The 19,024-nt window shown below is 69.7% G+C and carries 15 protein-coding genes; 13 read left to right on the top strand and 2 right to left on the bottom strand.

Translation table 11 applies throughout. From position 1 onward, the window contains the following. From nusA to ACLJOO_RS14850, 7 genes are all read left to right on the top strand, one after another. Entirely contained in the window at positions 1-993 is a 993-nt protein-coding gene (nusA, locus tag ACLJOO_RS14880) for a transcription termination factor NusA (RefSeq protein ID WP_410787674.1), read from the top strand. A 44-nt stretch (positions 994-1,037) separates the two neighbouring features. Further along, positions 1,038-1,448, top strand: coding sequence for a YlxR family protein (locus ACLJOO_RS14875; protein WP_410787673.1), 411 nt, complete (start codon positions 1,038-1,040; stop codon positions 1,446-1,448). 67 nt (positions 1,449-1,515) lie between these two features. After that, positions 1,516-4,740, top strand: a complete 3,225-nt coding sequence (infB, locus tag ACLJOO_RS14870) for a translation initiation factor IF-2 (RefSeq protein WP_410787672.1) — start codon at positions 1,516-1,518, stop codon at positions 4,738-4,740. A 100-nt stretch (positions 4,741-4,840) separates the two neighbouring features. Further along, positions 4,841-5,278, top strand: coding sequence for a 30S ribosome-binding factor RbfA (gene rbfA / locus ACLJOO_RS14865; protein ID WP_202870369.1), 438 nt, complete (start codon positions 4,841-4,843; stop codon positions 5,276-5,278). Between the two features lie 8 nt (positions 5,279-5,286). Then, positions 5,287-6,177 (top strand): tRNA pseudouridine(55) synthase TruB, encoded by an 891-nt coding sequence (gene truB, locus ACLJOO_RS14860; RefSeq protein ID WP_410787670.1) that lies wholly within the window; start codon positions 5,287-5,289, stop codon positions 6,175-6,177. Positions 6,178-6,213: 36 nt separating this feature from the next. Next, positions 6,214-7,077: an LLM class flavin-dependent oxidoreductase gene (locus ACLJOO_RS14855; RefSeq protein ID WP_410787669.1), complete on the top strand. Its 864-nt coding sequence runs from the start codon at positions 6,214-6,216 to the stop codon at positions 7,075-7,077. 9 nt (positions 7,078-7,086) lie between these two features. Then, the gene (locus ACLJOO_RS14850; RefSeq protein ID WP_410787668.1) at positions 7,087-7,983 is read left to right on the top strand and encodes an NAD-dependent protein deacetylase; all 897 of its coding nucleotides are present in this window, start codon (positions 7,087-7,089) and stop codon (positions 7,981-7,983) included. Positions 7,984-8,023: 40 nt separating this feature from the next. Here the strand turns inward: ACLJOO_RS14850 and ACLJOO_RS14845 are convergent, their stop codons facing one another. Next, positions 8,024-9,064 (bottom strand): SGNH/GDSL hydrolase family protein, encoded by a 1,041-nt coding sequence (locus ACLJOO_RS14845; protein WP_410787667.1) that lies wholly within the window; start codon positions 9,062-9,064, stop codon positions 8,024-8,026. Between the two features lie 119 nt (positions 9,065-9,183). Between ACLJOO_RS14845 and ACLJOO_RS14840 the strand changes: the two genes are divergently transcribed. The 6 genes from ACLJOO_RS14840 to ACLJOO_RS14815 all read left to right on the top strand — a co-directional run bounded on the left by ACLJOO_RS14840 (position 9,184) and on the right by ACLJOO_RS14815 (position 17,606). Beyond that, on the top strand, positions 9,184-10,146 hold the full coding sequence (locus ACLJOO_RS14840) for a bifunctional riboflavin kinase/FAD synthetase (protein ID WP_410787666.1): 963 nt from the start codon (positions 9,184-9,186) through the stop codon (positions 10,144-10,146). Positions 10,147-10,262: 116 nt separating this feature from the next. Beyond that, positions 10,263-10,535 (top strand): 30S ribosomal protein S15, encoded by a 273-nt coding sequence (gene rpsO, locus ACLJOO_RS14835; protein ID WP_130379758.1) that lies wholly within the window; start codon positions 10,263-10,265, stop codon positions 10,533-10,535. A 279-nt stretch (positions 10,536-10,814) separates the two neighbouring features. After that, the gene (locus ACLJOO_RS14830) at positions 10,815-13,031 is read left to right on the top strand and encodes a polyribonucleotide nucleotidyltransferase (protein WP_410787665.1); all 2,217 of its coding nucleotides are present in this window, start codon (positions 10,815-10,817) and stop codon (positions 13,029-13,031) included. Beyond that, positions 13,028-14,341 (top strand): M16 family metallopeptidase, encoded by a 1,314-nt coding sequence (locus tag ACLJOO_RS14825; RefSeq protein WP_410787664.1) that lies wholly within the window; start codon positions 13,028-13,030, stop codon positions 14,339-14,341. The genes ACLJOO_RS14830 and ACLJOO_RS14825 overlap by 4 nt, the downstream gene beginning before the upstream one ends. 35 nt (positions 14,342-14,376) lie before the next feature. Then, positions 14,377-15,768 (top strand): FAD-binding oxidoreductase, encoded by a 1,392-nt coding sequence (locus ACLJOO_RS14820; RefSeq protein WP_410787662.1) that lies wholly within the window; start codon positions 14,377-14,379, stop codon positions 15,766-15,768. A gap of 143 nt (positions 15,769-15,911) precedes the next feature. After that, positions 15,912-17,606, top strand: coding sequence for an ATP-binding cassette domain-containing protein (locus ACLJOO_RS14815; RefSeq protein ID WP_410787661.1), 1,695 nt, complete (start codon positions 15,912-15,914; stop codon positions 17,604-17,606). Positions 17,607-17,715: 109 nt separating this feature from the next. On the opposite strand, the gene ACLJOO_RS14810 is transcribed toward ACLJOO_RS14815, so the two are convergent. Then, positions 17,716-18,945 carry a DUF222 domain-containing protein gene (locus tag ACLJOO_RS14810; protein WP_410787660.1) on the bottom strand — a complete coding sequence of 410 codons (1,230 nt, stop codon included), beginning with the start codon at positions 18,943-18,945 and terminating at the stop codon, positions 17,716-17,718. Positions 18,946-19,024 lie beyond the last annotated feature (79 nt).

Below are 19,024 nucleotides of genomic sequence, written 5' to 3'. Positions count from 1 at the left end.
ATGGACATCGACATGGCCGTGCTGCGGTCACTCGAGCGCGAGAAGGACATCGCCCTGGAGGTCGTCGTCGAGGCGATCGAGGCGGCGTTGCTGGTGGCGTATCACCGGACCGAGGGGGCTCAGCAGCACGCCCGGGTCGAGCTGGACCGCAAGACCGGGCACGTGACCGTCTTCGCCCGCGAGCTGGCCGAGGACGGCACGCTGGCCCGGGAGTACGACGACACCCCGGCCGACTTCGGCCGGATCGCCGCCACCACGGCCAAGCAGATCATCCTGCAGCGGCTGCGTGACGCCGAGGACGAGGTGCGGTACGGCGAGTTCTCCGGCAAGGAGGGCGACATCGTCTCCGGTGTCGTCCAGCAGGGCCGCGACCCGCGGTCCGTGATGGTCGACCTCGGCAAGATCGAGGCCGTGCTGCCGGCGCCCGAGCAGGTGCCGGGGGAGAAGTACGAGCACGGCTCCCGCCTGCGGGTGTACGTCGTCGGCGTCCGGAAGGGCTTCAAAGGTCCGCAGATCACGGTCAGCCGGACGCACCCGAACCTGGTGAAGAAGCTGTTCGCGCTGGAGGTCCCGGAGATCGCCGACGGCACCGTCGAGATCACCGCGATCGCCCGCGAGGCGGGGCACCGGACCAAGATCGCCGTCCGCACCCTGAACCCCTCCGTGAACGGCAAGGGCGCCTGCATCGGGCCGATGGGTCAGCGGGTGCGCAACATCATGCACGAGCTGCACGGCGAGAAGATCGACATCATCGACCACAGCGACGATCCGGCGACGTTCGTCGGGAATGCGCTGTCCCCGGCGCAGGTTACGTCTGTCGAGGTGGTGGACGCCGCGGCCCGTGCGGCGCGCGTCGTCGTACCCGACTATCAGCTGTCGCTCGCGATCGGCAAGGAAGGGCAGAACGCCCGCCTCGCCGCCCGGCTCACCGGCTGGCGGATCGACATCCGGCCGGATACCGATGTGACTGGTGAGGACAAGAAGGTAGACTGATCTCTCGGTCGGTCGACTGAGTCGTCACCACACCCTGAGGAACTGTGACAGAAACTGCAGACGCGCGCCCTGAGAAGCTTCGGGAGCGCACCTGTATCGGGTGCCGGAAACGATCCAGCCCGACTGACCTGCTGCGGATGACGGTGTCCGGAGGACCAGGCAATCTCATGGTCCTCCCGGATCCCGATCGTCGGGCACCCGGCCGCGGGGCGCATCTGCACCCGGCGACCGAGTGTTTCGACCTCGCCGTCCGGCGTAAGGCGTTCCCACGGGCCTTCAAGGTCCCGGGGCCGCTCGACGTGACCGGGTTGCAGGAGTACTTCGCGCAGCGTGATAGGGAAGAAGCAGTGCAAAAGGCGGCCACCCGGCCGTCCGCGGCGGTTCGACCGGACCGTCGTGACCGACATGAAGGCGGGTCATCGACTCATGACCACTCGATGAGTGTCGAACGATGAGTGCAATGCGATGAGCATGTACGTCAACTAACGGTCCGCGCCCCAGGCTCGGACCAGAGGGAGAGTAGTGGCAAAGGTCCGGGTCTACGAGCTCGCGAAAGAGCTCGGAGTTACCAGCAAGGTCGTTCTGACCAGGCTGAACGACATGGGAGAGTTCGTCCGATCGGCGTCCTCGACGATCGAGGCACCCGTCGTCCGACGGTTGGCGGAGGAGTTCGAGAAGAACCCGCCGAAGAAGCGCGCGGCCAAGAAGGCCGCCGCAAGCACGTCTGCCGCGCCGCAGGCGACCGCACCGGTCGCGCCGGCGCCGAAGCCGGCCCCGACATCAGCACAGCCGGCTGCCCCGAAGGCTCCGGCCGAGCGCACCGCGCCGGCCGCTGAGGTGCGCACCGAGGCGGCTCCGGTCGCCGAGGCTCCGGCCGCTGCGGCCGCCACGGCCCCTGCGGCCGAGACGGTGAAGTCGGCCCCGGGGATCAAGCCGGGTCCGCGTCCGGGCCCGAAGCCGGGTCCGCGCCAGGAGTCCGCTCCGGCTGCGCCTGCCCCGGTGGAGTCGGCTCCGGTCGAGTCCGCACCGGCGGCGAAGGCGGAGTCCCCGGCAGCCCCGTCGTTCGAGGCTCCGGCCGCGAAGGCGGCCCCGGAGACCCGTGGCCCGTCGGCTCCGTCTCCGGCGCCGCGTCGTACCGGTGGCGACTCCGCGGCCCGTCCGGGTCCGCGTCCGGCACCGGGTGCGAGCCCGCGTCCGGGCGGCCAGGGCGGCGGCCAGGGTTCTGGTCCGCGTCCGGGTGGCCAGGGTGGTCCCGGTTCCGGTCCGCGTCCGGGTGCGCCCCGTCCGGGTGCCCCGCGTCCCGGCGCGCCCCGTCAGGGCGGCCAGGGTGGCGGCGGCCCGCGTCCGGGTGCTCCGCGTCCGGGCAACAACCCGTTCAGTTCGACCCAGGGCATGCAGCGCGGTGGACCGCGCCCAGGCCAGGGTGGCGGCGGTGGCGACCGGCAGGGCGCTCCGAGCCCGGCCGGGATGGCCCCGCGTCCGCCGCAGGGTCGCGGCGGCGAGCGTGGTGGCGAGCGCGGCGGTAGCGACCGGCCGCGTTCCGGTGGTGTGCCGGGCGCTCCGCGTCCGAACCCGGCGATGATGCCGAAGTCCTCGGCCGGTACGTTCACCGGCCGTCCCGGCGGCGGCTCCGGCGGTCCCGGTGGTGGCGGTGGCGCTGGCGGTGGCCGCGGTCGTCCCGGCGGCGGTCCGGGTGCCGGTCCGCGCGGCGGTGGCGGTGGCGGCGCCGGCGGCGGTTTCCGTCCCGGTGGCGGCGGCCCGAGCGGCCCGCCCGGTGGCGGCGGTGGCCGTCCGGGTCCGGGCAACCGCGGTCGTGGCGGGACGCAGGGTGCCTTCGGGCGTCCGGGCGGTCCGGCGCGTCGTGGCCGCAAGTCGAAGCGGGCGAAGCGCCAGGAATTCGACAACATGCAGGCTCCGGCCGTCGGTGGCGTGCGCGTCAAGCACGGTGACGGCGAGGTCGTGAAGCTGCCGCGTGGCGCGTCGCTGACGGACTTCGCCGAGAAGGTCGGAGTCGACCCGGCGTCGCTGGTCCAGGTGCTGTTCCACCTCGGTGAGATGGTGACCGCGACCCAGTCGGTGAACGAGGAGACGCTCGAGCTGCTCGGTACCGAGCTGAACTACGACGTCCAGATCGTCTCGCCGGAGGACGAGGACCGCGAGCTGCTGCAGTCGTTCGACATCGACTTCGGTTCCGACGAGGGCGACGAGAGCGACCTGGCTCCGCGGCCGCCGGTGGTGACCGTCATGGGTCACGTCGACCACGGTAAGACGAAGCTGCTGGACGCGATCCGGATGGCGAACGTCCAGGCCAAGGAAGCCGGCGGTATCACCCAGCACATCGGTGCGTACCAGGTGACCACCGAGGTGGACGGCGAGGAGCGGGCGATCACCTTCGTCGACACCCCGGGTCACGAGGCGTTCACCGCCATGCGTGCCCGTGGTGCGCAGGCCACCGACATCGTCATCCTGGTGGTCGCGGCCGACGACGGCGTGATGCCGCAGACGATCGAGGCGCTGAACCACGCCCGTGCGGCGGGTGTCCCGATCGTGGTCGCGGTGAACAAGATCGACGTCCCGGCGGCGGACCCGGCCAAGGTGCGCGGTCAGCTGACCGAGTACGGCCTGGTTCCCGAGGAGTACGGCGGCGACACGATGTTCGTCGACGTCTCGGCCAAGTCCCGGATCAACATCGACGGCCTGCTCGAGGGCGTCGTCCTGACCGCGGACGCGGCGCTGGATCTGCGGGCGAACCCGAAGATGCACGCCGAGGGCATCGCGATCGAGGCGAACCTCGACAAGGGCCGTGGTCCGGTGGCGACCGTGCTGGTGCAGCGCGGCACGCTCCGGGTCGGCGACTCGATGGTGGTCGGTCCGGCGTACGGCCGGGTCCGGGCCATGCTCGACGAGCACGGCGACCCGGTCGAGGAGGCGACGCCGTCGCGTCCGGTCCTGGTCCTCGGTCTGACCGCGGTTCCGGGTGCCGGCGACAAGTTCCTGGTCGTCGACGACGACCGCCAGGCCCGGCAGATCGCCGAGAAGCGGGAAGCCCGCGCTCGTGCGGCGGCCAACGCCAAGCGGCGCGTCCGCCGGACCCTCGAGGACTTCATGGCCTCGATGGAGAAGGGCGAGGCACAGGAGCTGCTGCTGATCCTCAAGGGCGACGTGTCCGGTTCGGTCGAGGCGCTGGAAGACGCGCTGGTCCGGATCGAGGTCGGCGACGAGGTCAACCTGCGGATCATCGACCGCGGTGTCGGTGCGATCAACGAGAACGACGTCAACCTGGCCATCGCGTCGAACGCCGTCATCATCGGCTTCAACGTGCGGCCGGCGGGCAAGGCCGGAGACCTGGCCGAGCGCGAGGGCGTGGATGTCCGGTACTACTCGGTCATCTACTCGGCGATCGACGACATCGAGGCCGCCCTGAAGGGCATGCTCAAGCCGATCTACGAGGAGGTCACCCTCGGCCAGGCCGAGATCCGGGAGATCTTCCGCTCCTCGAAGGTGGGCAACATCGCCGGTTGCTGGGTGACCAGCGGCCTGCTCAAGCGGAACGCGAAGGTCCGGTTGATCCGGGACGGCGCGGTGGTCGTCGACAACTCCGAGCTGTCGTCGCTGAAGAGGTTCAAGGACGACGCGTCCGAGGTCCGCGAGGGCTTCGAGTGCGGTCTGACCATCAACAACTTCAACGACATCAAGATCGGCGACGTCGTCGAGGCGTTCGAGCTCCGCGAGAAGCCGCGCAGCTGACAGCAGGCGGTGCCCCTGGTCCCAGGGGCACCGGAGTAACGTCCGGAGAGGCGCTGGCCGCCTCTCCGGACGTTGTTCATGAATGAAGGAGTGAGCCCTGATGGGTGAAGCAAGGGCGAAGCAGTTGGCCGACCGGATCCAGGTGCTCGTCGCCGAACTACTGGAGCGCCGGGTCAAGGACCCGCGGCTCGGGTTCGTCACGGTCACCGACGCCCGGCTGACCGGCGATCTGCGCGAGGCGAGCGTCTTCTACACGGTGTACGGCGACGAGCAGGCCCGCGCGAGCACCGCGGCCGCGCTCGAGTCGTCGAAGGGCCTGATCCGCAGCGAGGTCGGCAAGGCGCTCGGCCTGCGGCACACCCCGAGCGTGGCGTTCTTCCTGGACGCCGTGCCGGAGACCGCGGGGCACATCGAGGAACTGCTCGAGAAGGCACGGACGGCCGATGCCGAGGTGGCCAAGGCCGCCGCGGGCGCGAAGCCGGCCGGTGACGCGGACCCGTACAAGCACAAGGACGACGACGAGGACGAGCAGGACTGAGTACTTCGTTGAGCCCTGACTTCACGTCGACGTCCGACGGGATCGTGGTCGTAGACAAGCCTGCCGGGCTGACCTCGCACACCGTCGTCGCCCGGATCCGCCGGCTGGCCGGCACCCGGAAGGTCGGCCACGCCGGCACGCTGGACCCGATGGCGACCGGTGTCCTGGTCGTCGGCCTGAACCGGGCGACGCGGCTGCTCGGCCACCTGCAGCTGGCCGACAAGTCGTACGACGCGACGATCCGGCTCGGTGCCACGACGACGACCGACGACGCCGAGGGCGAGATCACGTCCACGACCCCGGTCGACGGCGTCACCGCCGAGGCGATCTCGGCGGCCGTCGAGGGGTTCCGCGGGGAGATCTCGCAGGTCCCGTCGAAGGTGTCGGCGATCAAGGTCGACGGTCGGCGCGCGTACGAGCGGGTGCGCGCGGGCGAGGAGGTCGCCCTGAAGGCCCGGGCTGTGACCGTGTCGCGCTACGACATCCTCGACGTCCGGCCCGACGACGACGGGATCTCGGTCGACGTCTCGGTGGACTGCTCCAGCGGCACGTACATCCGGGCGCTCGCCCGCGACCTCGGCGCCGAACTCGGCGTCGGCGGTCACCTGACCGCGCTGCGCCGTACCAGGGTCGGCTCCTTCGACCTCAAGACCGCGCACACCCTGGAGTCCCTCGCCGAGTCCTTCGACTGGCTCCCGATCGCGGACGTTGCCGCAGGCACCTTCCCGCGGTACGACGCCGACGACGCCCAGGCGGCCGCGATCCGCACCGGCCGCCCGCTACCGGGCCTCGAACTCGCCACCGGACAGACCGCGATGTTCGCCCCGGACGGCACCTTCCTGGCCCTCTACGAACCCCACGGCCCCGTCGCCAAACCCACCGCGGTCTTCGTCAGCTGACGTTTTTGTCGGTGGTCCGGCGTACCGTCCGGTGGCATGAAATACGGGTTCGTGATGGCGTACGGCGATGCGCGGGATGCGGCTGAGCTCGCGGCGATTGCCGAAGCGCACGGTTGGGACGGGTTTTTCGTGTGGGAGTCGATCTGGGGTATCGACGCCTGGGTCATGCTCGGCGCCGCGGCGATGACGACCGAGCGGATCCGGCTCGGGACGATGCTCACGCCGCTGCCGCGCCGAAAACCGTGGGACGTGGCGGGACAGGTCTCGACCGTCGACAACCTCAGCGGCGGCCGGGTGATCCTCTCGGTCGGACTGGGCGTCGCCGGCGAGGACCGGTTCTGGCTGTTCGAGGAGGACCCCGGGCGGAAGGTTCGCGCGGAGCTCATGGACGAGTCGCTGGAGCTCCTGCCGCATCTGTGGCGCGACCAACCGTTCGAGTACTCGGGCAAGCACTACCAGGCCCGCAAGATCGCCGAGCTGATGCCACCGGCGCCACCTCCGCCCGTGCAGCAGCCGCGGGTCCCGACCTGGGTCGTGGGCGGTTGGCCACGACCGAAGTCGATGCGCCGTGCGGCGCTCCAGGACGGCTGGCTGCCGAACTATGCGCCGATCCTCGCGCCGGGTGAGCAGCCGGGCGAGCTGACTCCGGAGCTCCTGGCCGAAGGCGTCGCCTGGATCCGCAAGGAACGCGAGGCACACGGCCTCACGATGGACGGGTACGACGTGGTCACCGAAGGCGTGACCCGCGCCGACGACACCAAGGCGGCGGACACGGTCCGCCCGTGGGCCGAGGCCGGGGCGACCTGGTGGATCGACGCCGACTGGTCCTCGATGGATCCGGCAGCTGTCCGTGAAGCCGCCGAACGCCGCCTGAAAGCAGGCCCGCCGATCTGCACGTAACCTTGGGGTGTGCGTTCTCGTCCGACGTTGGAGTGGGCCCCCGGGCCCGAGGTGCTGGCGTTGGAGCCGGGTGCGACGGACATCGGCCCGGTCGCGCAGATCGTGGCCGCCGGGCGCGTCGTCGTCCTGAGTGGCGCCGGGATCTCGACCGAATCGGGGATCCCGGACTACCGCGGCGAGACCGGCAGCCTGCGGACGCACACCCCGATGACGTACGGCGACTTCACCGCAAGCGAGGTCGCGCGGCAGCGGTACTGGGCGCGCAGCCACCTCGGCTGGCGCACCATCGCTCGCGCCGCCCCGAACGCCGGCCACCGCGCCGTCGCCGCCCTCCAGGCCCGCGGCCACCTGAGCGGCGTCATCACGCAGAACGTCGACGGCCTGCACCAGGCGGCCGGCGCCCGCGACGTGATCGAACTGCACGGCAACCTCGACCGAGTGATCTGCCTCGGCTGCGGTACGACGTCCGCCCGCGAGGTCCTCGACCGCCGCCTCCGCGCCGCCAACCAGGCGTTCACGGCCGAGGCGACCCGGATCAACCCGGACGGCGACGTCGAACTGCCCGAGGACGTCGTCCGTACGTTCACCGTCGTCGCGTGCACGGTCTGCGGCGGCGTGCTCAAACCCGACGTGGTGTTCTTCGGCGAGAACGTCCCGAAGAGCCGCGTCGAGCGCTGCTACCGGCTCATCGACGACGCGAACGCCATCCTGGTCCTCGGCTCGTCCCTCACCGTGATGTCCGGGTTCCGCTTCGTCCGGCACGCCGCCAAGGCCGGTACGCCGGTGCTGATCGTCAACCAGGGGCTGACCCGCGGCGACCCGTACGCGACGTACCGCGTCGATCTTCCCCTCGGACAGGCACTCACGGAACTAGTGGAAGAAACCAGCGGGCCGAGCCACGCGTGAGGTGGCCCGGCCCGTGGTCCGCAGTACGGATTGGAAAGGGTCAGCGTTGCGCGCTGGTCCGTACGCGGTTCAGGGAGGCCTCGAGGGCCTTGGGGGAGAGAGCAATCTGGGGTGATGCGGCGGCCTGCTTCGCCAGCGTGCGCGCCCGGGCGGCCCACGCGGCCTGCTCGGCGGCGGTGACGACCGGCTGCGCGCCGGTCAGGGCCTTGTAGGTGAGCGCGGCCATGCCGGCCTCGCCCTCGAAGCGCGGGTGGTAGTTCAACGCCCGCAGCAGGTTGATGTCCTTGCCCTGGATCCAGGCCTGGCCGTCCGGGGCGCAGGCGTCGTGCCCGGTGGACGGCCCGAAGGTGTCGACGTACGTCGCTCCGCCGGCCGCGGCTGCCCCGGAGACGGCCGCGTTCAGCGCCTGCTCGATCGAGTACAGGTACGCGTAGTCGCCGTCGGCGAACGGCAGGATCGACGGGCAGGTCCCGTGCTCCGGCGCGATCTTCGGGTAGCCGACCAGCACGATGGTGGCCTGCGGCGACCTCGCCCGGATGCCCTGGACGACGATCGCGATCCGTGTCTGGGTCTGGGCGATCTTGGCTTTGAGCGTGTCCACGCCGTCGACCGTGAAGTGCGCCTTGCACGGCGCCCCGGTCGGGTCGGAGGCGCGCAGCCCGGGGCAGGTTCCGATGATGTCACCGAAGACGCCGAAGTCGTTCCCGCCGATTCCGAGCGTCACCAGGTCGGTGTCCGGCGTCAGCGCGTTGAACTGTGGCGCGGCGGTGCCGAGGATCGTGCTCTGCGGCTGGGTCATGTTCGTGGTGTCCGCCCCGCCGCAGCTCACGTCGGTGAACCGGTGCACCCCGAGCGCCCCGGCCAGGAGCTTCGGGTAGTTGCTGTACGAGCGGGCGCACCCGAGCGACAACAGGTCGGCCACGGGGACGAACGGCGCGGACGTATACGAGTCGCCTAACGCGACGTACCGGGAGAAGCCGGTGGACGTCGTGGTGCTCGGCGCGGCTGTGGCGGCTGCGGCAGGTAGGCCCGCCACCAGTGCGAGTGCGGCGCAGACAGCAACCAGACGGCGTAGCTTCACGAGACCTCCCCAGGCTCATCCAGTGCGCGGCCCACCCTAAGTTGAGTCACCGCACGATTACAAGGGGTGATCGTGGACCTGATGGAAGCAATTCAGACGCGGCATGGAATCCTGCTCTCATGCGTGTCTGGCACGGATTGGACGAGGTGAGCCCGGACTTCGGGCCGACAGTCGTCACGATCGGCAACTTCGACGGGGTGCACCGGGGTCACCAGGAGGTGCTCGCGCACGCTCGCGCGCGGGCGGCCGAGCTGGGTGGACTGCCGGTGGTCGCGATGACCTTCGACCCGCACCCGATGCGGGTCCTGCGGCCCGACCACGCGCCGCTGCAGCTCAGTGAGCCCGGCCGGCGCGCCGAGCTGCTCGGCGAGGCCGGCGCCGACGCGGTGCTGATCCTCGAGTTCACCAAGGAGGTGTCGCACTGGTCGCCGGAGGAGTTCATCGAGCGCACGCTGGTGAACGCGCTGCACGCGAAGGCGATCGTGGTCGGCGAGAACTTCCGCTTCGGACACAAGGCGGCCGGTCACGTCGACACGCTCGTCCAGGCGGGAACGCAGTACGGCTTCCAGGTCGAGGGTCTGAGCCTCGCGGGAGACGAGCAGCCCTGGTCGTCGACGTACGTGCGCCAGCAGCTCGCCGACGGTGACGTCGAGGCCGCCGCGGAGGCGCTCGGCCGCCCGTTCCGCGTCACCGGCGTGGTCGTCGAGGGCGACAAGCGCGGCCGCGAACTCGGCTTTCCGACCGCGAACATCCCCGCCGACCCGGGCGCCGCGGTCCCGCAGGACGGCGTGTACGCCGGATGGCTCACCGTGCTGACGGCGGCTCCGGGCGCCCCGGCGTACCCGGATCCGCTGCCCGCGGCGATCAGCGTCGGCAGCAACCCGACCTTCGACGGCGTGGACCGCCGGGTGGAGTCGCACGTGGTGGACCGCGACGACCTCGAGCTGTACGGCGCCACGGTCGCGATCGATTTCGTCGCCCGGCTGCGCGGTTCGCAGATCCGGTTCGACACCATCGACGAACTGGTGGTGCAGGTGAAGGCCGACGTCGACGGCGCGCGCCGCCTGCTGACCGGTGATTAGGGTGACGCGTCCACGGACTGATACGCTGGCTGCTGCCGTCTGAACGGCCGCGGATCGAGAGTGCTCGGGTGAAGAATGCCCCGGTGCGCCGCGCAACGGAAATCGAGAGGAATCCTGTGTCATCTGTTGATGCCGCAACGAAGAAGAAGATCATGGGTGAGTACGCCCTGACCGAGGGCGACACCGGGTCCCCCGAGGTCCAGGTTGCGCTTCTGACGCACCGCATCGCTCACCTCACCGAGCACCTGAAGGAGCACAAGCACGACCACCACAGCCGTCGTGGCCTGTTGCTCCTGGTCGGTCAGCGCCGCCGGCTGCTGAACTACCTGGCGAAGAAGGACATCAACCGCTACCGGTCCTTGATCGAGCGGCTCGGCCTTCGCCGATGACTTCGCGAGGAGCGGCCCCCGAGACTCGGGTGGCCGCTCCTGGCGTATCCACGCCCTGGCGTGGCACAACTGAATATCGAATCACGTAAGACGTACGAGGCGACGCGAAGCGCGTGGCGGGATCACGACCGGTCCTCGGTAGTGGCTTTCGGGTAGTGCCAGATCTTTTGGCAAAGACCCGCGAGCCTCGATCGAAGACCGGTATCCCGGAAGCTCGCGCCTCGCAGTCGTCACACTGTGAGAGAGGGGTATCCCGTGTCGGGATCCACACGCGCGCCCATGGAGGGCGCCGAATTCGCTGAGGCCGTCATCGACAACGGCAGCTTCGGCACCCGCACCATCCGCTTCGAGACGGGCCGTCTGGCCCAGCAGGCCGCCGGCTCCGCCGCCGCCTACCTCGACGGCGACACGATGGTGCTGTCGGCCACCACGGCCAGCAAGAAGCCCAAGGACCAGTTCGACTTCTTCCCGTTGACGGTGGACGTCGAGGAGCGGATGTACGCGGCGGGCCGCATCCCGGGCTCGTTCTTCCGCCGGGAGGGCCGTCCTTCCGAGGAGGCCATCCTGACCTGCCGGCTGATCGACCGCCCGCTGCGGCCGTCGTTCGTGTCCGGTCTGCGCAACGAGATCCAGGTCGTCATCACGGTCCTGGCGCTGAACCCGGACAAGCTGTACGACGTGCTCGCGATCAACGCGGCGTCGATGTCCACCCAGATCGCCGGGCTGCCGTTCTCGGGCCCGATCGGCGCCACCCGCGTCGCGCTGATCGGCACCCAGTGGGTCGCGTTCCCGACGCACACCGAGCTCGAGGACGCCGTCTTCGACATGGTCGTCGCCGGTCGTGTCACCGAGTCCGGTGACGTCGCGATCATGATGGTCGAGGCCGAGTCGACCCCGACCACCTTCGACAAGGTCGCCGGTGGCGCGCAGGCGCCGACCGAGGAGATCGTCGCCGAGGGCCTCGAGGCCTCCAAGGCGTTCATCAAGACCCTGGTCGACGCGCAGTCCGAGCTGGCGGCCAAGGCCGCGAAGCCGACCGGTGAGTTCCCGGTCTTCCCGGACTACCAGGACGACGCGTTCGCCGCGGTCGAGGCCTCCGCGAGCGAAGAGCTCGCGCAGGCGCTGACCATCGCCGGCAAGCACGAGCGTGAGGACGCCACCGACGCGGTCAAGGCCGCCACGGTGGACAAGCTGGCCGCCGACTTCGAGGGCCGCGAGAAGGAGCTGTCCGCAGCGTTCCGCTCGCTGACCAAGAAGCTGGTCCGGCAGCGGGTGCTGAAGGACAAGGTCCGCATCGACGGCCGCGGGCTGGCCGACATCCGGCCGCTGAAGGCGCAGATCGGCGTGCTCCCGCGGGTGCACGGCTCGGCGCTGTTCGAGCGCGGCGAGACCCAGATCATGGGTGTCACCACGCTGAACATGCTCCGGATGGAGCAGCAGCTGGACACGCTCTCCCCGGAGACCCGCAAGCGGTACATGCACAACTACAACTTCCCGCCGTACTCGACCGGTGAGACCGGCCGGGTGGGTTCGCCGAAGCGCCGCGAGATCGGTCACGGCGCGCTGGCCGAGCGGGCCCTGGTGCCGGTGCTGCCGTCCCGCGAGGACTTCCCGTACGCGCTGCGTCAGGTGTCCGAGGCGCTCGGCTCGAACGGGTCCACCTCGATGGGTTCGGTCTGCGCCTCGACGCTGTCGCTGCTGAACGCCGGTGTGCCGCTGAAGGCGCCGGTCGCCGGTATCGCGATGGGTCTGATCTCCGGTGAGATCGACGGCGAGACGCAGTACGTCGCGCTGACCGACATCCTGGGCGCGGAGGACGCGTTCGGCGACATGGACTTCAAGGTCGCCGGTACGAAGGACTTCGTCACCGCCCTGCAGCTGGACACCAAGCTGGACGGTATCCCGGCCAGCGTGCTGGCCGGCGCGCTGACCCAGGCCAAGGACGCCCGCCTGACGATCCTGGACGTGATGGCCAAGGCCATCGACGCGCCGGGTGAGATGAGCGAGTTCGCGCCGCGGGTCATCTCGGTGAAGGTCCCGGTCGACAAGATCGGCGAGGTCATCGGCCCGAAGGGCAAGATGATCAACCAGATCACCGAGGACACCGGCGCCGACATCTCGATCGAGGACGACGGCACCGTGTACATCGGCGCGACCGACGGCCCGTCGGCCGAGGCGGCCCGGGCCGCGATCAACGCGATCGCGAACCCGACCATGCCGGAGAAGGGCGAGCGCTACCTGGGTACGGTCGTGAAGACGACCAACTTCGGTGCGTTCATCAGCCTGCTGCCGGGCAAGGACGGCCTGCTGCACATCAGCAAGCTGCGTCCGCTGGCCGGCGGCAAGCGCGTCGAGGCCGTCGAGGACGTGCTCTCGGTCGGTCAGAAGCTGCAGGTCGAGATCGCCGAGATCGACGACCGCGGCAAGCTCTCGCTGATCCCGGTCATCGAGGGTGAAGAGAAGGCTGAAGAGAAGGCTGCCGAGTCCGCCGAGTGATTCGAGCAACCACCAGCACACTGCTGAGCCCGGAGGCGGGCGGTCCGGTGAAACGGACCGTCCTGCCCTCCGGGCTTCGCGTGCTGTCCCAGTCGGTGCCGGGCTTCCGCTCGGTCACGTTCGGCCTCTGGGTCGGCGTCGGCTCCCGCGACGAGCCGGAGCAGCTGGCCGGTGCGACGCACTTCCTCGAACACCTGCTGTTCAAGGGCACCGAGCGCCGCGACGCACTGGAGATCTCCGCCGCGATCGACGCGGTCGGCGGCGAGATGAACGCGTTCACCGGCAAGGAGTACACCTGCTACTACTCGCGGGTGCTGGACTCCGACCTGCCGCTCGCGGTCGACGTCATCTGCGACATGATCACCTCCGCCACGCTGACGAACGCGGACGTGGAGAGTGAACGCGACGTCATCGACGAAGAGATCGCGATGCACGCCGACGAGACGTCGGACCACATCCACGACCTGTTCGCCGAGCAGCTGTGGGGCAGGTCCCCGCTCGGGCGTTCGATCACCGGTACGCCGGACTCGGTCGCCGGGCTGTCCCGCCAGCAGGTCGTGGGCTGGTACCGGCGCCGCTACAAGCCGTCCAACATCGTCGTCTCGGTGGCGGGCAACGTCGACCACGCCGAGGTGGTTCGCCTGGTCCGCAAGGCGTTCGAGCGTCATTGGGTGACGGCCGAGGCCGAGCCGGCCGCTGTACGACGTGGTTCCGGCAAGACCGTTCCGACGTACGGCGGGGTGCAGGTGCATCACCGGGACGTCGAGCAGGCGCACCTGGTGCTCGGGATGCCCGGGCTGGTCCGGAGCGACCAGCGCCGCTACATCGCCGGCGTACTGCACGGGATCGTCGGCGGCGGGATGTCGTCGCGGCTGTTCCAGGAGGTGCGGGAGAAGCGCGGACTGGCGTACTCGGTGTTCACGTTCGGTTCGGCGTACGCCGACTCGGGCATGGTCGGCGTGTACGCGGGCTGCCTGCCGAAGAAGGCCCCTGAGGTCCTGGACGTGATCCGCGGCGAGCTCGCGTCGATTGCCCGCGGCAACATCACCCCCGACGAACTGCTCCGCGGCAAGGGCCAGATGCGCGGCTCGGTCGTGATGGGCCTCGAGGACACCGGCGCCAAGATGACCCGGATCGCGAAGGCCGAACTCGTGTACGGCGAGCTCCCCACCGTCGACGAGATCCTGCACCGCATCGACTCCGTCACCCTCGATGACGTGACAGCCCTGGCCGCGGACCTCTACGCCGGCACCCCCGCTCTCACCGTCATGGGCCCCTTCAAGGAAGACAGCACCGCCTTCACCCTCTGACGTCCGAGGCGCATACTGGCGCCGAGGGGGCGGTCATGAGCACTATCGCGGCGGATATCCATGCACTCGAGGACTTGGCCACGGACTTTCGTGGCGACCTGATCCAGCCGGGCGACCCGGCGTACGACGAGCACCGGAGGGTCTGGAACGGGTCGATCGACCGTCGGCCCGGGCTGATCGCGCGCTGCACGGGAGTCGCCGACATCCGGTCGGCGCTCAAGTTCGCCCGTCGTACCGGTGGTCCGGTCGCGGTACGGGGCGGCGGCCACAGCTTCCCTGGGCACTCGACGTGTGACGGCGGCGTGGTGGTGGACCTGGCCCCGATGAAGGGCATCCGGGTCGACCCGGTACGCCGTACCGCGCGGGCGCAGGCGGGTGTGCTGCTCGGAGAGCTCGACCGGGAGACCCAGGCGTTCGGCCTGGCCACGCCGTCCGGGATCGTCACGCACACCGGTCTGGCCGGGCTCACGCTGGGCGGCGGGATCGGCTGGCTGATGCGCAAGTACGGGCTGAGCATCGACAACCTGCTCTCGGCCGACGTGGTCACTGCCGGCGGCGACCTGGTGACTGCCAGCCCCGACGAGAACGGCGACCTGTTCTGGGGGATCCGCGGTGGCGGCGGGAACTTCGGCATCGTGACCGAGTTCGAGTTCCAGCTGCACCCGGTCGGGCCGATCGTGTACGGCGGCCTGGTCGCGTGGCCCATGGACCGGTCGCCGGAGCTGATGCGCTTCTACCGGGACTGGATCACCGGTATCCCCGACGAGCTCACCACTGCGGTGATCCATCGCTGGTTGCCGTCCACGGCAGCGATCCCGGCCGAGCTGCACGGCCGGCCGGTGGTGGCGATCGTCGCCTGCTACGCCGGGCCGGTCGAGGACGGCGAGAAGGTGGTGGCCCCGCTGAAGGCGTTCGCGCCGTCGCTGCTGGATCTGGTGAAGCCGCAGCCCTACCTGGACCTGCAGGCGATGCTCGACCCCGGTTTCCCGCACGGCCGCTGGTATTACATCCGCGCCGGCGACGTGGCCGAGCTGTCCGACGAGGTGATCGACGTGGCCGTGGACCGCGGTCACGCCATCGATTCGCCGTACACCGCGTACCCGATCTTCCACCTCGGCGGCGCGATCTCCCGGGTGCCGGCCGACAGTACGGCGTTCGGCGGCCGGACGAGCGGGCACACCTTCAACTTCGTCGGCGCGACCGACGGCCCGGAAGGGTTCGAGGCCCAACGCGAGTGGGTCCGCGATTCCTGGCGCGCCCTCGAGCCGCACCTGTCCGGCGTCTACCTCAACTTCCTGAGCAACGAGGGCACCGACCGGATCCGGTCCGCGTACGGCGGTACGACGTACGACCGTCTGCAGGCTCTCAAGCGGAAGTACGACCCGGGCAACCTCTTCCACTTGAACCAGAACATCCCACCGCACTAACCTGCGGGGAGTTGTGTCGCGTCACGACGTGATCTGCCTCTGGATTCCACTCTGAACGGGATCGCACGCATTTGACGGTCGATGTGCCGCACTGGATGCACCCAGTGCGGTTTGGCCTGCCGTCATGCGAAAGAGGATCACCCGTGCTGGATGCGTTTCGTACTGCCCGTGAATCACTGCTCGATGCCGTCCGGATCACTCCGGGGTGGCTCGCGACGTACTCGGTTCTCCAACTGCTGCTGGCGATCTTGCCTGGAGCGCAGGTGGTGCTGATTCAGGACTTGGTCGACGCGGAGAACCCGTGGGGACCGTTGCTCGGCCTGACGGTCGTAGTCGGGTCGATGTATCCGCTGACCCAGGTGTCGAACATCGCCGGGCAGCGGATGATGCTGCGACTCCGCCTCGCCCTGCGGGTCGAGCTGGCCCGGGTCGCAGCCCGGCTGAGCCCGAGCCGGCTGGCTGAGCCCGAGGCGGTCAGGGACCTCGAGGCGAGCCAGACCGCGACACATCCGATGAGTGATGTCGCCGGGAAGCCCGTTCAGGTGCTGAGTGCCGCGGCCACGTCCGTCGTCCTGTGCATGGCGATCTCGTCGATCAACCTGCTGTCCGGGCTGCTGGTGCTGGCCGCGCTGGTGCCGACTGTCCTCGCGTTCACGCTGATCTCGCGGATGGAGGCGAAAGGCTGGCCGCGGGTGGGTGAGCACGAGCGGAAGGCGGCGTACGCGACCGAGCAGCTCATCCAGCAACGTCCCGGGACCGAGTTGGCCGTGCTCGGATCGGGATGGAAGGTCGCCGACCTGATCGCCGGCAGCCGCGCGCAGGCGACCTGGATCCTTGACCGGATGGTCCGTACGGCGATGTTGTACGAGCTGGGCGCGGCGCTGGCCACGGTGCTGCTGTTCGGCGGAGCCCTGATAGCGCTGGTGCTGGGTGGTGCGACCGGGGGAGCGGCGGCTGCGGCGGTGGCCGGGACGATCACGGGGCTCAATGCGATTCGGCAGTGTGGGTACGCGTTCGGCAGTATCGTCACCGCGGCTCCGCAGGCGGCGATCTACCGGCGGTTCGTGCGCAGCGTGCCGGACCGGCCTCGTCGTGCGGTGGTTCGGCACGTCGGTTCTGTTGCCTTGGACAACGTAACGTTCGGGTACCCGGGCGCCGCCGAGCCGACTCTTCGCGACGTGAGCATCGAAGCCCGCCGAGGCGAAATGGTTGCCCTGGTCGGCGTGAACGGGGCGGGCAAGTCGACAGCGATCAACTTGCTGGTCGGTTCGTTGCGCCCCGACAGCGGGCGGGTGCTGATCGACGGAGCAGACGCCGACGCGCTGGCCGAGGACGAGCGGCTCGCGCACTTCGGCCTGCTGGTGCAGGAGTTCGGACGCTTCGAGTTCACCCTCCGCGACGCCGTCACCCTCGGCGCGCCGGGCTCCGTCACGGACCAGGACATCCGCGAAGCGCTGGCGGACACCTTCGCCGCCGACCTTCCCCCGGACACCCAGCTCGGGCAGCAGTGGGGCGGCACCGGCATCTCCGGTGGCCAGTGGCAGCGCTTGGCGCTCGCGCGGATCCGCCTGCGCAACGCCGGCGTCTGGATCCTCGACGAGCCGACCTCCGCGATCGACGCCGAGGCAGAGCAGGAGATCTTCACCGACCTCCGCCGTACCAGCGCCGACCGCATCACGATCGTGGTCTCGCACCGAGCCTGGACCCTCCGCGAGATGGACCGCATCTACGTCATCGACGGCGGTTCGGTGGTACAGCAAGGAACGTACCCGGAGTTGATGTCCCAAGCGGCAGGCCGCTTCGCTCGACTCTTCGCGCAGCAGGCGACAAGTCGCTGACCAAACGGGTAGCTCGGTCTGGACGATTTGGCGGGCGTGCTGATCTCCGAAGGTCTGGGCGCGCGGTAACGGCCCACTTCGCGTGAAGCATGAGCGCGGAGCGGGTGAATCAGGCCGTCTGGCGCACGGGTGGCGGGTCGGGGTCGGACCAGGCGGGGCGAGTCACGGCAGGTTGGCCGTTGGCGAACGTGACTGTGATGCGGCCTTGGTGGATGTTGATGTGGTCGCGTTTGCAGACGAGGACGAGGTTGTCGAGAGCTGTCGAGCCGCCGTCGGCCCAGTGGACCACATGGTGGGCTTCACAGATCGAGGGCGGCGCGCCGCACGCGATGCAGCCTTTGTCGCGGGCGTTGAGGGCGTGGCGGATGGCCCGGGTGACGAAGCGGTGTTCGGCACCGACGTCGAGCGGTTCGGAGTCCGAGCCGAGCACCAGCGGGATCACCCCGGCGTCGCAGGCGAGTCGTCGGACGGCGGCGGCGGAGAGGAAATCGCCATGGACGAGGTCGCCAGAGCCGGTGCCTACCTTGAGGTCTTCCAGGTCGATGGTCACGGTGATGTGCGGTTTGATGTCGCCGTGGCCTGGTACGGCCGCGCCTGTGCCGGCTGCCGTGGCGAGAATGGCGGTGAGGGCGTCGGCCTGTCGCTTGCTGCGCGGCCGCGGATCACGTTCGCCGTCGGGGGTCTTGTGTGGTTTGGCGCCGGCGAAGATCAGGGTCTGGAAGAGTTCGGCGTTCTCGTCGGCGAGGTAGCCGCCGAAGGTGACGCCGCGATCGGCCGCTTTGATCCACAGGGCCTCGCGAGACGACGCTTCGTCCTCGTCGCCGTGGGGCTCGGGGCCGTCGGTGTCGAGCCGTTCGCGCATCTCCTTGCCGAGCTTGCGCAGGTCGGCCGGCGGGAGCAGACCGGCTGCCTCGACCATCGCTTCTTCGGCGACACGCAGGTCCTCGACCGGCACGCCGGCCGCGGTCGGCACTTTCTCGAGCGCGGAGACGATCGCGTCGGCTTGTCCCAGGTTCAGCTGTGTCCTGTCGACGGAGCTGGCGGGGTCGGCCGGGCGTTCGGTGCCGAGGGCCGCGTTCACGGCCGGGTACTTGTGCAGGGCACGAGCCAGGCGGAGGTCTCGGCGTACGTCGGCGGGATCCAGGCGGTAGCGGACCGAGAGCAGTTGCACGGTGTCGCGAGCGCCGACCTCCTGGGCGTAGCCGTCGGCGTCGAGCCCGGCTGACAGGTGGAGGCAGCGCACCTGGAGGCGCGCGATCTCGGCGCGTGCCGCGTCGAGAGCCGACAGCTTCTCGCCACCGCTCATCGACCAAACGGGTCGCTCGTCCAAGATCGCCATACCCACGACCTTAGACACACCAAAGGACGGTTTTCGACCCGTAGATCCCTTATGTGCAAGGGATTCCGCTTATCCACAG

Source organism: Kribbella sp. C-35 (assembly GCF_046549195.1).
Taxonomy (GTDB): domain Bacteria; phylum Actinomycetota; class Actinomycetes; order Propionibacteriales; family Kribbellaceae; genus Kribbella.
The sequence above is the reverse complement of the archived record's forward strand: the minus strand, read 5'-3'. Positions and strand labels throughout refer to the sequence as shown.